The sequence below is a fragment of the Parvibaculum sp. genome (genome assembly GCF_019635935.1).
In the GTDB taxonomy this organism is placed as follows: Bacteria; Pseudomonadota; Alphaproteobacteria; order Parvibaculales; family Parvibaculaceae; genus Parvibaculum.
Genome location: NZ_JAHBYN010000001.1, coordinates 847,783 through 862,373, shown reverse-complemented (window position 1 = coordinate 862,373; position 14,591 = coordinate 847,783). Strand labels below are relative to the sequence as shown.

At 66.4% G+C, this 14,591-nt stretch carries 9 protein-coding genes; 6 read left to right on the top strand and 3 right to left on the bottom strand.

From position 1 onward, the window contains the following. Window positions 1-133: 133 nt before the first annotated feature. The 6 genes from ftsZ (at window position 134) to KF719_RS04375 (ending at window position 9,283) form a co-directional block, all read left to right on the top strand. A complete protein-coding gene (gene ftsZ / locus KF719_RS04400) occupies window positions 134-1,792 on the top strand; it encodes a cell division protein FtsZ (protein WP_293507387.1) in 1,659 nt (552 codons plus the stop codon). Between the two features lie 264 nt (window positions 1,793-2,056). Beyond that, window positions 2,057-3,025: a UDP-3-O-acyl-N-acetylglucosamine deacetylase gene (lpxC, locus tag KF719_RS04395; RefSeq protein ID WP_293507385.1), complete on the top strand. Its 969-nt coding sequence runs from the start codon at window positions 2,057-2,059 to the stop codon at window positions 3,023-3,025. 216 nt (window positions 3,026-3,241) lie between these two features. Continuing rightward, the gene (locus tag KF719_RS04390) at window positions 3,242-4,078 is read left to right on the top strand and encodes an outer membrane protein assembly factor BamD (protein WP_293507384.1); all 837 of its coding nucleotides are present in this window, start codon (window positions 3,242-3,244) and stop codon (window positions 4,076-4,078) included. A 21-nt stretch (window positions 4,079-4,099) separates the two neighbouring features. Then, window positions 4,100-5,791 carry a DNA repair protein RecN gene (gene recN, locus KF719_RS04385; protein ID WP_293507382.1) on the top strand — a complete coding sequence of 564 codons (1,692 nt, stop codon included), beginning with the start codon at window positions 4,100-4,102 and terminating at the stop codon, window positions 5,789-5,791. A 74-nt stretch (window positions 5,792-5,865) separates the two neighbouring features. Beyond that, entirely contained in the window at window positions 5,866-7,938 is a 2,073-nt protein-coding gene (ligA, locus tag KF719_RS04380; protein ID WP_293510579.1) for an NAD-dependent DNA ligase LigA, read from the top strand. Window positions 7,939-8,050: 112 nt separating this feature from the next. Further along, window positions 8,051-9,283, top strand: coding sequence for a GNAT family N-acetyltransferase (locus KF719_RS04375; RefSeq protein WP_293507380.1), 1,233 nt, complete (start codon window positions 8,051-8,053; stop codon window positions 9,281-9,283). Window positions 9,284-9,287: 4 nt separating this feature from the next. On the opposite strand, the gene KF719_RS04370 is transcribed toward KF719_RS04375, so the two are convergent. From KF719_RS04370 to KF719_RS04360, 3 genes are all read right to left on the bottom strand, one after another. Continuing rightward, on the bottom strand, window positions 9,288-11,102 hold the full coding sequence (locus KF719_RS04370; RefSeq protein WP_293507378.1) for an aminopeptidase P family protein: 1,815 nt from the start codon (window positions 11,100-11,102) through the stop codon (window positions 9,288-9,290). Window positions 11,103-11,144: 42 nt separating this feature from the next. Beyond that, the gene (locus tag KF719_RS04365) at window positions 11,145-12,080 is read right to left on the bottom strand and encodes a 50S ribosomal protein L11 methyltransferase (protein ID WP_293507377.1); all 936 of its coding nucleotides are present in this window, start codon (window positions 12,078-12,080) and stop codon (window positions 11,145-11,147) included. Window positions 12,081-12,248: 168 nt separating this feature from the next. After that, window positions 12,249-14,534, bottom strand: a complete 2,286-nt coding sequence (locus KF719_RS04360; RefSeq protein WP_293510578.1) for a UvrD-helicase domain-containing protein — start codon at window positions 14,532-14,534, stop codon at window positions 12,249-12,251. Window positions 14,535-14,591 lie beyond the last annotated feature (57 nt).

Genomic DNA, 14,591 nt, shown 5'->3' with positions numbered 1-14,591 from the left:
CGCAGCGAGCACCCTGCCGGCGGCGGCAGGGACGGCTCGCAGGCCCGCCGGGAAGACGGGTCATCGAACCGCCGCCAGACACAAGCGCGGCAACACCGACCCGGATTTTCACTACTGCTCCCAGGAGGCTGACATGAGCATCAAACTTTCGGTTCCCAAGGAAAAGGAACTCAAGCCCCGTATCACCGTTTTCGGCGTCGGCGGCGCCGGCGGCAATGCGGTCAACAACATGATCGAGGCCGGCCTCGAGGGCGTCGACTTCGTTGTCGCCAACACCGACGCGCAGGCGCTGTCGCTGTCGTCGGCCGAACGGCGCATCCAGCTCGGCGCGTCGATCACCGAGGGTCTGGGCGCCGGTTCGCGTCCGGAAGTCGGTTGCGCGGCGGCGGAAGAGGCGCTGCACGAGATCGTCGAGCACCTGCAGGGCGCTCACATGGTCTTCATCACCGCCGGCATGGGTGGCGGCACGGGCACGGGCGCCGGTCCGGTCATCGCACGGGCGGCGCGCGAGCACGGCATTCTCACCGTCGGCGTTGTCACCAAGCCCTTCCAGTTCGAGGGCTCGCGGCGGATGCGGCTCGCGGAGGAAGGCATTCGCGATCTGCAACAATATGTCGACACGCTCATCATCATCCCGAACCAGAACCTGTTCCGGGTGGCGAACGAGAACACGACCTTCGCGGACGCCTTCGGCATGGCCGACCAGGTGCTGCATTCGGGCGTGGCTGGCATCACCGACCTGATGATGAAGCCCGGCCTCATCAATCTCGACTTCGCGGATGTGCGCACCGTGATGAACGAGATGGGCAAGGCGATGATGGGCACCGGCGAGGCGTCCGGCGAGAACCGGGCGATCGAAGCCGCCGAGGCCGCGATCTCCAACCCGCTGCTCGACGAAGTGTCGATGAAGGGCGCAAAGGGCGTACTCATCAACATCACCGGCGGCATGGACCTGACGCTGTACGAAGTCGACGAAGCGGCCAACCGTATCCGCTCGGAAGTCGATCCCGACGCCAACATCATTGTCGGCTCGACCTTCGACACCTCGCTCGACGGGCGCATGCGCGTCTCGGTGGTTGCGACGGGGATCGAGGCTGAGGAGGCCACGATGACCCGGCCGGAGCAGCAGACGCCGCAGATCCGAGTCGTGTCGCAGACCCGTCCGGCGGCGCCTGCCGCCCAGCCTTCGGCATTGGCGGCGCGGATGGCCAATCCGGTCCAGACGCAGGTCGAACAGATCGAGGAGCGGATGGCGCCCGCCGTTCAGGCCGATCTCGGCATCGAACCGGCGGCGGCTCCGGCCGGGGACTACGATCCCTCCGACTATGAAGCCGAAGTCATCATCCACAAGCCCGAACCCCGGCAGCAGCCGGCGGCGCGGGCCGAAATGGACGCGCCGGTTGTTCCGGCCGCGGCGGTGCGCGCCGAGCCCCAGGGACGCCCGTTCATCCCGGGCGATCTCGACCGGGCGCAGACGGGCCGGAGCGACCTGCCGGCCTTCCTTGGGCAGAAGCCGGCTCCCGTGCAGCAGTCCCGTGCCCCGAAAAAGGGTCCGGGCTTCTTCGAACGCCTGACGGGCGCGCGCCGCAAGCCGGAGGCGCCCGAGGCGCCGGTGCAGCAGCGCCGCGAGCCGGCGCTTGCCCAGCGCAAGCCGGAACCGCGCCCGGCGCCGGTCGAGAATGCACGGCCGCAGGAGAGCCTGTCGCCGGCCACCGAGAGCCGTCTCGTGCAGCCTTCCTATGAGGAGGAACAGCTCGAGATTCCGACCTTCCTGCGCCGTCAGGCCAACTGACAAGGGCCGTCCCGGCCTGCCGGGACGCGCCTTGGATGGTAAACCCGCCCGTTTCGGCCTTTGTGCCGGCGGGCGGGCTTTTCTTTTGCGGTCAATCGGTTAACGCGTTCCGGCCCGCGTAACATTCGGTAAAAATCTGTTATTTGAGGCGAATTTGGCGCGCTGCTAGAACCGTCTCGAAGTCAGCCGGATGGGGCGGCCAGGCTTCGGGGGAAAAGGACTTCACAATTGTTTCAAGTGCGTAAATCCGAATTCGAGACAATCATGCTGGAAACCGTACGGCGCCAGCGCCGTGCGGCTGCCTTGGCGTATCCGCAAATGACGCTGGCGGTGCCGGTCGTCATCGAGGGCGCGGGCCTTCACAGCGGCAAGACCATTCGCATGACGCTGCGTCCGGCGGATGCCGATCACGGCGTCGTTTTCCGCCGCATCGATCTCGAAGGCGGCCGCGACGCGTCCGACATCCGGGCGCGTCACGACAACGTCATCGACACCACGATGTCGACCGTCATCGGCAATGCGGCCGGTGCGCGGGTCGGCACGATCGAACATCTGATGGCGGCGCTTTCTGGTCTGCGCATCGACAACGCGCTGATCGAGATCGATGGCGCGGAAGTGCCGGTTCTCGACGGCAGTGCCGAGGTTTTCATCGAGCGGATCGAAGCCGCCGGGCTGATGGCGCTCGATGCGCCGCGCCGCGCCATTCGCATCCTGAAGCCGGTGGTTGTCGAGGACGGTGCAAAGCGCGCTGCGCTTCTGCCGGGCGACGGTTTCCGCCTCGCCTTCGAAATCGATTTCGACAATCCGGTGATCGGCCGTCAGGCGATCGAGGCGGATTTGTACGATCCCTGCTTTGCCGACGACATCCTGCATGCCCGCACCTTCGGCTTCCTGAAGGATCAGGAGGCGCTCAAGGCCGTCGGGCTCGGGCAGGGCGCCTCGCTCGACAACGCCATCGTCATCGACGGCGAAAACATCCTCAATGAAGAGGGTCTGCGCTACGAGGACGAGTTCGTGCGCCACAAGGTGCTGGACGCCGTGGGCGACCTTTCCCTGTCGGGCCTGCCGCTGCTCGGCCGCTACGAAGGCGCGCGTTCGGGGCATGCGATGAACAATCGCGTGTTGCGGGCGCTGATGGCCGACGAAACCGCGTGGGAAGTGACCGATTTCGTCGAGACTTCGGCCTCGATGTATGCGGCGGAACGCGGTCTTTCGGCCCTTACCGCCGATTGAGCGCCGGCCTTTCCGGACACACCTCGACAGACAAGCCTGAAGGGGCCCGGATTCGGGCCCTTTCGCGCGCCGCGGCTTGCCGGATCGGGCGCCTGCCCGCTATGGTCACTCAACGCTTCTTGAGATAGAAACAGGCAGGGATTTTTCCCCGCACCGGTCGAATCGCGCCTTGCGGCGCAGCCTTCCGGAATGCCGAACGAAATGGACGTTGCCCGCATGATTTCTGCCCGCCCGCTTGCCTCCCGCCGCGCACTTGCCGTTGCCGCCGCGTTCGCCATCGCCGTACTTGGCGGCTGCGCCAGCGACGAGGTTCCCTATGAAGAACGCGCGGTCGAGCAGATCTACAACAAGGCGATGGACCTGATGGCGGATGGCCGGTATCACCCGGCGGCCAAGGAGTTCGACGAAGTCGAGCGCCAGCACCCCTATTCGGAATGGGCGCGCCGCTCGATGCTGATGAGCGCCTATGCCAACTACCAGGTCAACCAGTACGACGAGGCCATCCTCAACGCGCAGCGCTTCATCGCGCTGCATCCCGGAAACCGGGACGTTCCCTACGCCTACTACCTGATCGGCCTCAGCTACTACGAACAGATTTCCGACGTCGGCCGCGACCAGAAGATGACCGAGAATGCGGTGGCGGCTTTCACCGAACTGCTGCGCCGCTTTCCGGCCAGCGAATATGCGCGCGATGCGCGGCTGAAAGTCGAACTGGCGCAAGACCATCTGGCCGGCAAGGAAATGGAGATCGGGCGCTACTATCTCAAGCGGCACGACTACATCGCGGCGATCAATCGTTTCCGCGTCGTCGTCGAGAAGTATCAGACGACGACCCATACGCCGGAGGCGCTGGAGCGCCTGACCGAAGCCTATCTGGCGCTCGGGATCCAGACCGAAGCACAGACGGCGGCGGCGATCCTCGGTTACAACTATCCCGGCAGCGACTGGTACGAGGACAGCTATGCGCTGCTCGCTGGCTACGGCCTCGAGCCGGTCGAGAACACGGACTCCTGGATCAGCAGGGCGTGGCAGTCGGTCACATCGGTCTTCTAATTCAGCCATAAGGCGCGTTTGATGCTCGCCGCCCTGTCGATCCGCGACATCGTTCTCATCGATAGACTGGAACTGGCGCTCGACCGGGGCCTGTGCACGCTGACGGGCGAAACCGGCGCCGGCAAATCCATCCTTCTCGATGCGCTGGGGCTTGCGATCGGCGCGCGCGCCGACAGCGGCCTTGTGGGGCAGGGGGTCGAGCAGGGCAGCGTCACCGCCGTTTTCGACCTGCCCGCATCCCATCCCGCCCGCGCCATTCTCCGCGACAACGGGCTCGATGCAGACGGCGATCTCATTTTGCGCCGCGTACAGACGCGCGACGGGCGTTCGCGCGCTTTCGTCAACGACCAGCCGGTCAGCATCGCGATGCTGCGCCAGCTTGGCGACGAACTGGTCGAGATACATGGACAGCATGACGAACGCGGGTTGCTCGATGCGTCCGGCCATCGCGCGATCCTCGACGCGTTCGGCGGTCTCGAAGGCAAGGTGGCCGACGCGCGCCGGCTCCATGCCGCCGCCGCCGAAGCGCGCGCCGCGCTCGCCGAACACGAAGCGCTGCTGGCGCGGGCGAAGGCCGAACAGGATTACCTGACGCATGTCGTCGGCGAGCTCGACGAGTTGCAGCCCCAGCCCGGCGAGGAAACGGCGCTTGCCGAAGAACGCACACTGATGATGCATGCCGAAAAGATCGCCGCCGACCTGATCGAGGCCGACGAAGCGTTGAGCGGCGATGGCGGGCTCGACGCGCGGCTCAATGTGGCGCTCCGGCGGCTGGCGCGCGTCGCCGAGCAGGCGGGCGGGCGGCTCGACGCGTCGATCGCGGCGCTGGAGCGGACGCTCAACGAAGCGGCGGAAGCGCGCGAGCGGATTGCGGATGCGATGCGGGCAATGGAGTTCGATCCGGCGCGGCTCGAAAAGGCCGAGACGCGGCTCTTCGCGCTCCGGGCGGCCGGGCGCAAACACAATGTCGCCGTCGACGACCTGGCGGCGCTTGCCGACAAGCTGCGCGGCCAGCTTGCCGAGATCGAAGGCGGCGAGGCGAAGCTCGCGGCGCTGGCGAAAGCCGCCGATGCAGCCGGCGCCGCCTATGCCGCGCATGCGCGGGCGCTGTCGGCCGAGCGGCAAAAGGCGGCGGCGAAGCTCGACAAGGAAGTGGCGAAGGAACTGAGGCCCTTGAAGCTCGACAAGGCGCAGTTCAAGACGCAGGTCGATGTGCTGCCGGAAGCGCAGGGCGGGCCGGAAGGCATCGACCGCGTGTCGTTCCTCGTTTCGACCAATCCGGGCGCGCCTTTCGGGCCGCTCATCAAGATCGCCTCGGGCGGCGAGCTTTCGCGTTTCGTGCTGGCGTTGAAAGTGGCGCTTGCCTCGCGCGGCAGCGCGCCGACGCTGATTTTCGACGAGGTGGATGCGGGCGTCGGCGGCGCGGTTGCCGAAGCCGTCGGTGTGCGTCTCGCCGAGCTCGCGGGCGCCGTGCAGGTAATCGTCGTCACCCATTCGCCGCAGGTGGCGGCGCGGGCTGAGCATCATTTCCGCATTTCCAAGGGCGCGACCAACGGTTCGGGCGGCGGTGCAAAATCCGGGCGGCTGGCGACGCGCATCGAAACCCTCGATGCGGGCGAGCGCCGCGAGGAAATCGCGCGCATGCTGGCGGGCGCCACCGTCACCGACGAGGCGCGCGCCGCCGCCGACCGTCTGATCGGGAGCCGACCGTGACACGCGGCGCGAAAAAGGAGCGGGCCGGCGAGGAGAACACAGGCGCCGCATTGAAGCCCGCCGCGCAGCTCACCATGGAAGAGGCGGCGGAAGAGCTTGAACGTCTCGCCGGCGAGATTGCCGAGCATGATGCGCTTTATCACGGCAAGGATGCGCCGCGGATTTCCGACGCGGCTTATGACGAGTTGCGCAAGCGCAACGATGCAATCGAACAGCGTTACCCCGAACTTGTGCGCGAAGACAGTCCCTCGCACCGCGTCGGTGCGGCGCCCGCCGAAGGCTTCGGCAAGGTCGTCCACAAGGTGCCGATGCTTTCGCTGTCGAACGCCTTCGACGATGCCGATGTACGCGATTTCTGCGCGCGTGTGCGGCGTTTTCTCAACCTCAAGGAAGACGAGACGCTTGCCGTTACGGCCGAACCGAAAATCGACGGGCTGTCGGCGGCGTTGCGTTACGAACAGGGAAAGTTCGTGCTCGGGGCGACGCGCGGCGATGGCCGCGAGGGCGAGAATGTCACCGAGAACCTCAAAACCATCGTCGATGTGCCGAAGACGCTGAAGGGGAAAAACATTCCCGATATCGTCGAGATACGCGGCGAAGTCTATATGAGCCATGAAGATTTCGCCGCGCTCAACGAGCGGCAGAAAGCGGCGGGCAAGCCCGTCTTCGCCAATCCGCGCAATGCGGCGGCGGGGTCGTTGCGCCAGCTCGACGCGAAAATCACGGCGAGCCGGCCCTTGCGTTTCTTTGCCTATACATGGGGCGAGATGTCGGCGCTGCCGGCGGACACGCAGGCGGGCGTCATCGACGCCTTCGCCAAATGGGGATTTGCGGTCAATCCGCTTTTCCGGCGCTGCGCGAGCGTCGACGAATTGATCGCTTTCTATCACGAGGTCGAAGAGGGCCGCGCGGGCCTCGGCTACGACATCGACGGCGTCGTCTACAAGGTCGACCGTCTCGACTGGCAGAACCGGCTCGGCTTTGTGTCGCGCAGCCCGCGCTGGGCGATTGCCCACAAGTTCCCGGCCGAGCAGGCGATGACGGTGCTGGAGAAAATCGAAATCCAGGTCGGCCGCACCGGCAAGCTGACGCCGGTGGCGCGGCTGACGCCGGTGACGGTCGGCGGCGTCGTCGTGTCGAATGCGACGCTGCACAATCAGGACGAGATCGAACGCCTCGGCGTGCGTCCCGGCGACACCGTGGTCGTTCAGCGCGCGGGCGACGTCATTCCGCAGATCGTGCGCGTGGTCGAGGACAAGCCCCGCGGCAAGAAGAAATTTGTCTTTCCCGAAACCTGTCCCGAATGCGGCAGCCATGCGGTGCGCGAGGTCAATCCGAAGACCGGCAAGATGGATGTCGACCGGCGCTGCACCGGCGGCCTCGTCTGCCCGGCGCAGGCGGTGGAGCGGCTCCGGCATTTCGTGTCGCGCAATGCCTTCGACATCGAGGGGCTGGGCGAAAAGCAGATATCGGCCTTTTACGCCGACGGGCTGATCGCGCGTCCCGACGATATTTTCACGCTTGAGGCGCGCGACAAGAAAAGCCTCAAGAAACTGAAGGACCGCGAAGGCTGGGGCGAGACGTCGGCGCGCAACCTCTTTGCGGCCGTCGACGCGCGGCGGGAGGTCGATCTCGACCGCTTCATCTTCGCGCTCGGCATCCGCCATGTCGGTGAAACCAACGCCCGGCTGCTGGCGCGCAGTTATGGCACGCTCGACAATTTCGAGGCGCAGATGCGCGCCGCCGCCGACCGGGAGGGCGAGGCCTGGAGCGAACTCATGTCGATCGACGGGGTGGGCGAAGTGCTTGCCGAGGCGCTCACCGATTTCTTCGACGAGCCGCATAACCGCGAGGTTCTGGCAGGGTTGCGCAAGGCCGGCGTCGAGGCCGTGCCGCTGCCGGCGCAGGAGACGGGCTCCCCCATCGCCGGCAAGACCGTGGTCTTCACCGGCTCGCTTGAGCGGATGACCCGCTCGGAGGCAAAGGCGCGGGCCGAGCAGATGGGGGCGAAGGTCGCGGGCTCCGTCTCGGCCAAAACCGACCTCGTGGTCCACGGGCCGGGGGCGGGTTCCAAGCTCGCGAAAGCGCAGGAACTCGGGATCGAGACGATCACCGAGGACGAATGGATGGAAATGGCGGGCGCCTGAGCCTTTTTCGGCCGCGCCGGTCAACCGTTCTTAACCAAATCCGGGCGAAAATCCGCTGTTTGCCGTTCCCGGCGCCAATGCCGGGGTCCGGCCGCGCGCGTTTGGGGATTTCATGGAAGCCTTGTTGATCCTGCAGGAGGGATTGCTACTCGACCAGCTGCTCTATGCCGCGGGCCTGATCGGCACCGCGACGGCGGATGAGCGCGTCGAGGCGCCGTCGCCGGACATTGCCGTGACGACGCTGAGGCGCCCCGAGGCCGTCGAGGCGCTGGCGCCGGAATGGCGGGCGCTCGAGGCGCGCGCCGCGGCCAGCGCGACGGCCTTTCAGGCTTGCGACCTCCACCTCGTCTGGGCGCGGCATTTCTGCGACGCGGATACGGGCCTGCGCGTCGTCACGCTGCGCAAGAACGGGCGGCTGGTGCTGGTCTGGCCGCTGGCGGTGTCGCGGCGGGCCTTCGGCTGCGTCGCCACATGGGCCGGCGATCCGATCGGACAATATGGCGATGTCGTCGTCGAAGCGGGGCCGGAGCGCGACCGCTGGATCGAAATGGCCTTCCGCGAAATCGGCGCCTGGGGCGACGCATCCTTTCTGCATCTCTGCGGCGTGCGCGCCGACAGCGCGGTTGCGCGCTGGGCGGGCAGTCGCGGCCGCAAGATCGGGCCGACGCAGGAAGCGCCGGCGCTCGATCATTCGACGTTTGAAAATGCCGAGGTTTTCGCGAAAGCGGGCTGGCCGCAGGCGAAGCGCAACGCCAAGCGCATCCGCAAGTTCGAAAGCATGGGCGGCATGGACTTCGAAATGGTCGAACCGGGCGAACAAGCTCAGGCGCTGGTCGCCGCCGCCTTCGGCTTCAAGCGCGCCTGGCTCGACCGGCAGGGCCATTTCGGCCGCGCCTTCATCGACGCGCGGCTCGAAGCCTGCCTGACGGAACTGGCGGGCGATGCGCGCTTGCGCTCCGGCCTCGTCGTCTCGCATCTCGCGGTCGGCGGGGAGACGGCCGCCATCGAAGTCGGCTTCCGGCATGGCGGCGTCCATTACGCTTTCATGGGCGCTTTCTCGCCGGACTTCGCCAAACACAGCCCCGGCTTCGTCGTCACCGAACTGACGATCCGCTCTTGCGTCGAGGCGGCGGATGTCGGCGAATACGATCCGTTGCCGCCCGCCGACGACTACAAGCTCGCCTGGTCGAACCGCCGCGTCAAAGTGCGCGACTATGGGCTGGTGCTGGATTGGCCGGGCTACGCGTCGTGGTTCTACGCCGCGCATCTGCGCCCCGCACTCAAGACGCTTTACGCGCGCCTGCCGCTGAAGCTGAGGCAGGGCTTGCGCGCCGGTCGCGGCTGAGCGTTTAAATCGCCCGCGTCGCCTCTTCGAGCCAGGCTTTCGTTTCCGCGTCGAGCCCGTCCGCCAGCGCGCCGCGCACGCGGGCGTGATAGGCGTTGAGCCATTCGACTTCTTCGCCGGTCAGCAGGCTCTTTTCCACCAGCGCGAGGTCGATGGGCGCCAGCGTCAGCGTTTCGAAGCCCATCATCATGCGCTCGCCGCCGTCGATAGGCGCGGGCGGCGTCACCACGCAGAGATTTTCGATGCGGATGCCGTAGCCGCCGGGCTTGTAGTAGCCGGGCTCGTTCGAAACGATCATGCCGGGCTTCAGCGGCTGATGTCCCATTTTCGATATGCGTTGCGGCCCTTCGTGTACGGACAGATAGGAGCCGACGCCGTGGCCGGTGCCGTGATCGTAGTCGAGGCCGGACTTCCACAAGGCCATGCGCGCGAAGGCGTCGAGCTGCGCGCCGGACGTGCCTTCGGGGAAGCGGGCGGTCGCGATGCCGATATGGCCTTTCAGCACGCGGGTGAAGCGGTTGCGCTGCTCGGCGTCCGGGGTGCCGATTGCCACCGTGCGCGTCACGTCGGTGGTGCCGTCCATATATTGCGCGCCGGAGTCCACCAGAAAGAGTTCGCCGGGCTTCAAGGGCATGTTGGTGCCCTCGGTCACACGATAATGAACGATGGCGCCATTGGCGCCGGCGCCCGAAATCGTGTCGAAGCTCAGATCCTTCAATTCGCCGGTTGCCGAGCGGAAACCTTCGAGCCGTTGCGCGGCCTCGATCTCGTCGACCTTGCCCTTCGGTGCCTCGCGCGCCAGCCAGGCGAGGAATTTCGTCAGCGCCCGCCCGTCGCGCAGATGCGCGGCGCGGGTGCCGGCCACTTCCGCCTCGTTCTTGCAGGCCTTCGGCAATTCGCAAGGGTCGGTACCGCGCTTCACTTCGGCGCCGGCTGAGCGCAGCCGGTCGTCGATCCATGAGGCGCAGGTCGCGGGATCGACCAGCACGGTCTTTTTCTTGCGGCCGAGTTCGTCCAGCGCCGGCCCCAGGTCGTCGCGTGGCCTGACCGTCACGATATTGCCGAGATGCGCGCGTGCCGTGTCGTCGAGCTTCCGCTCGTCGATGAAGAGTTCGGCGTGGCCGTCTTCATGCAGCAGCGCGAAGGAGAGCGGCAGCGGCGTGTGCGGCACGTCGGCGCCCCGGATGTTGAAAAGCCAGGCAATCGAATCCGGCATGGTCAGCATCGCGGCGTCGGCATCCGTGCTCATCAGGTCGGATGCCAGCCGCTTGATCTTGTCGGATGCCGCTTCGCCCGCATAGTCGAGCGGATGCGGCGCGACCTTCGCCGTCGGCGCGTCGGGCTGGTCGGTCCAGATCGTGTCGAGCGGATTGCTGTCCACCGGCACCAGCAAGCCGCCGGCCTTCTCCGCGGCCTTTCCGAGCCGGGCCACCGCGTCGATCGTGTGCAGCCACGGGTCGTAGGCGAGCCTGGCGCCTTTCGGGAGGTTTTCCTCGATCCATCGCGACGGCGGCTCCTCGATCAGGTGCTGCGGCTCAAACGTGTCGATGTCGACCTGCGCCCGCACCTGCAGCGTGTAGCGCCCGTCGATAAAGATCGCCGCCTTGTCCATCAGCACGATGGCAAGCCCCGCCGAACCGTTGAAACCGGTCAGCCAGCGCAGCCGTTCGGCATGGGCCGGCACATATTCGCCCTGATGCTCGTCGGCGCGGGGAATGAGAAATCCGTCGAGCCCGCGCCGCTTCAGCTCGGCGCGCAGCCGCGCGGCGCGTTCGATGCCGAGGGAGGGGTTCGCCGTGTCGTCGAAGGTCTGGAACATGGAATGAATGTAAGTTGCGCCGGGGGGCGGGGCAATGGGGGGTCACCCCCGCATCCGCAACGTCACCCAATCGCCCTTCGGCTTGCGCGAGACGAGCCGCAGGCCCTGCATGGTCATGGCGCTCGTCACCATGTTTTCCTGCGTCCCGAGCAGGCCCGACAGGATCAGCGTGCCGCCCGCCGCCAGATGCCGGCCGAAAGCCGGCGCGAGGCGCACCAGCGGCCGGGCGAGGATATTGGCGACGATCAGGTCGTAGGGCGCGCGGGCGGCCAGCGCCGGATGGTCGAAGCCCGCCGCCGTCACCGCCGTCACCCATGGGCCGACGCCGTTTGCCTGCGCATTGGCTCGCGCCACTTCGACCGCGACCGGGTCGATGTCGGAGGCCAGCACCGCGCGGCGGGTCGCCTTTGCGAGGGCGATGGCGAGCAGCCCGGTGCCGGTGCCGATGTCGAGCGCGTGGACAGGCGGGCGTTCGTCGATGAGTTCGGAAATATATTCAAGGCAGCCCGCCGTCGTCGCGTGGTGGCCGGTGCCGAAGGCCTGATTGGCCTCGACCTCGATGGGGATGCATGCCGCCGGCACCTTGTCGGCGTCGTGGCGGCCGAAGACGAAAAAGCGTCCGGCGCGCACCGGTGCCAGCCCCTCCAGCGATTTCGCCACCCAGTCGGCGTCGGGCAGCGGCTCGATGCGCAGGTTGTCGGCCTTGGCGCCGGTCGCGCCTTCAGGTGCGGCCAGCAGCACGCGCAGCGCAGCCTCGTCGGGCCTTTCGTCGTAAAGCGCCTCGACGCGCCAGCGCCCATGCGCCTCGACCTCGTTCCAGTCCGACGCGGTTTTGACCAGCGGCGACGAACCGGGCTCCGCCTCCAGCGTCGAAATCGAAAGCGCCTCCGGCCAGATCGCGGCTTCCAGCGCGTCGGAGAAGGCGTCGGCCGCCTCGTAGGGCACGATGAAAGAGAATTTCCAGAGCGGGGTGGTCATGGTGCGTTTGCCGCCGCTACTGCAGCAACTTCAGTGTCACCCCGGCGAAAGCCGGGGTCCATGAGCGGTTCGATAACCCGTGTTGTGCCGCGAGGCACATGGATCCCGGCTTTCGCCGGGATGACAATTGTGTATCCGGCAGATGTCGTTGCGAACGCAGTCACGCCCTCACACCCGCTCCAGGAAACTGTCGATCACCTTCTTGCGGCCCGCCTTGTCGAAATCGACCGTCAGCTTGTTGCCGTCGATCGAGATCACTTCGCCATAGCCGAATTTCTGATGAAAGACGCGCTCGCCGGTGTTGTAGCTGGCGGCCGCCGGGTCGCTGGTCGCCACCAGATCGGCATGGGTCTCATAGGCGGGCGGGCGGACGCGCGACGCCGCCTCGGCGTTTTCCTTCGCGCGGCGCCAGCCGGGGCTTGTGTAGTTGCTGTCGCGGGCGAAATCCTGCGCGAAGCGGCTCTGGCCGTAATTCTGGTAGCTCGCGCCCGCCATCGCGCTTTCGGTCACTTCGACATGATGCTTCGGCAGTTCGTCGATGAAGCGCGAGGGCAGGGACGACTGCCACAGCGCATGGATGCGGCGGTTGGCGGCAAAGGAAATATAGGCGCGATGCTTTGCGCGCGTGATGCCGACATAGGCCAGCCGACGTTCCTCCTCGAGCCCCGCCAGCCCGTTCTCGTCCAGCGCGCGCTGATGCGGGAACAATCCCTCTTCCCAGCCGGGCAGGAACACCGTGTCGAATTCGAGGCCCTTGGCGCTGTGCAGCGTCATCAGGTTGATCTTGTCGGCGGTGTCGTTCTGCTCGATTTCCATCACCAGCGAAATATGTTCGAGATAGCCCGCCAGCGTTTCGTGATGCTCCATCGAGCGGATCAGTTCCTTCAGGTTTTCGAGCTTGCCCGGCGCATCCGCCGATTTGTCGTTCTGCCACATCTCGGTATAGCCGGATTCATCGAGCACGATTTCGGCAAGCTCGGTATGCGGCATGCCGGGCACCAGCGCCCGCCAGCGTTCGACCATTTCGACGAAGCCGGCCAGCGCGCGCCGCGCGGCGGGCTTCAGCTCTTCGGACGTCACCAGCATTTTCGCGGCGCGCAACAGCGAAATGCCTTCGGCGCGGGCGAGGCGGTGGATTGTCTGTAGCGCGACGTCGCCAAGGCCGCGCCGCGGCTTGTTGACGATGCGCTCGAAGGCGAGGTCGTCGTCGCCCTGCGCGATCAGGCGCAGATAGGCGTTGGCGTCGCGGATTTCGGCGCGCTCGTAGAAGCGCGGGCCGCCGACCACGCGATAGGGAATACCGAGATTGATGAAGCGGTCTTCGAATTCGCGCATCTGGAAGGAGGCGCGCACCAGGATCGCCATTTCGCGCAACAGGTGCCCCCCGCGCTGCAACTGCTCGGCTTCCTCGGCCACGGCGCGGGCTTCCTCCTCGCCGTCCCAATAGGAGGCGACCTTGATCTTCTCGCCCTCATTGTCGTTGGCTTCGGTCCACAGCGTCTTGCCGAGGCGTTGCTCGTTGGCGGCGATCAGCCCCGAGGCCGCGCCGAGGATATTCGCGGTCGAGCGGTAGTTGCGTTCGAGGCGGATCACCTTCGCGCCCGGAAAATCCTTTTCGAAGCGCAGGATGTTGTCCACCTCCGCGCCGCGCCAGCCATAGATCGACTGGTCGTCGTCGCCGACGCAACAAATATTCTTGTGCTTCTGCGCCAGCAGCCTGAGCCACAGATATTGCGCGACATTGGTGTCCTGATATTCGTCGACCAGCATGTACTTGAAGCGCTCCTGCCATTCGGCCAGCACTTCCGGGTGTTCCTGGAAGATGCGCAGCACTTCGAGCAGCAGGTCGCCGAAATCGGCCGCGTTCAGCACCTTCAGCCGCGCCTGATAGGCCGCGTAAAGTTCGCCGCCCTTGCCGTTGGCGAAAGCATGGGCCTCGCCGGCCGGCACCTTGTCGGGCGTCAGCCCGCGGTTCTTCCAGCCATCGATATAGGCCGCCAGTTGCCGCGCCGGCCAGCGCTTCTCGTCGATATTTTCCGCGACGATGATCTGTTTCATCAGGCGGACCTGATCGTCGGCATCGAGAATCGTGAAGTCGGAGCGCAGGCCCGCGAGCTCCGCGTGGCGCCGCAGCATCTTCGCGCCCAGCGCGTGAAACGTGCCGAGCCATTGCATGCCTTCCACCGCGCCGCCGATGAGCATGCCGATGCGGTGCTGCATTTCGCGCGCCGCCTTGTTGGTGAAGGTGACGGCGAGGATCTGGCTCGGCCAGGCCTTGCGGGTCGCCAGCAGATGCGCCAGCCGCGTCGTCAGCACGCGCGTCTTGCCGGTGCCCGCGCCCGCCAGCACCAGCACCGGGCCCTCCAGCGCCTCCACGGCCTCGCGCTGCTCGGCGTTCAGCCCTTCGAGATAGGGCGGGCGCATGGCCGCCATCGCCGCCGCGCTGGTCGCCATATTGGCTGAAGAACGGGCAGTCGTTTCTTCGGGGATCGCCCCGAGGTCGAAGGGATC

What these genes read in the sequence shown, in the direction of transcription:
- ftsZ (WP_293507387.1), top strand. Translation starts at nt 134, where the DNA reads ATGAGCATCAAACTTTCGGTTCCCAAGGAAAAGGAACTCAAGCCCCGT.
- lpxC (WP_293507385.1), top strand. Translation starts at nt 2,057, where the DNA reads ATGCTGGAAACCGTACGGCGCCAGCGCCGTGCGGCTGCCTTGGCGTAT.
- KF719_RS04390 (WP_293507384.1), top strand. Translation starts at nt 3,242, where the DNA reads ATGATTTCTGCCCGCCCGCTTGCCTCCCGCCGCGCACTTGCCGTTGCC.
- recN (WP_293507382.1), top strand. Translation starts at nt 4,100, where the DNA reads ATGCTCGCCGCCCTGTCGATCCGCGACATCGTTCTCATCGATAGACTG.
- ligA (WP_293510579.1), top strand. Translation starts at nt 5,866, where the DNA reads ATGGAAGAGGCGGCGGAAGAGCTTGAACGTCTCGCCGGCGAGATTGCC.
- KF719_RS04375 (WP_293507380.1), top strand. Translation starts at nt 8,051, where the DNA reads ATGGAAGCCTTGTTGATCCTGCAGGAGGGATTGCTACTCGACCAGCTG.
- KF719_RS04370 (WP_293507378.1), bottom strand. Translation starts at nt 11,102, where the DNA reads ATGTTCCAGACCTTCGACGACACGGCGAACCCCTCCCTCGGCATCGAA.
- KF719_RS04365 (WP_293507377.1), bottom strand. Translation starts at nt 12,080, where the DNA reads ATGACCACCCCGCTCTGGAAATTCTCTTTCATCGTGCCCTACGAGGCG.
- KF719_RS04360 (WP_293510578.1), bottom strand. Translation starts at nt 14,534, where the DNA reads ATGGCGACCAGCGCGGCGGCGATGGCGGCCATGCGCCCGCCCTATCTC.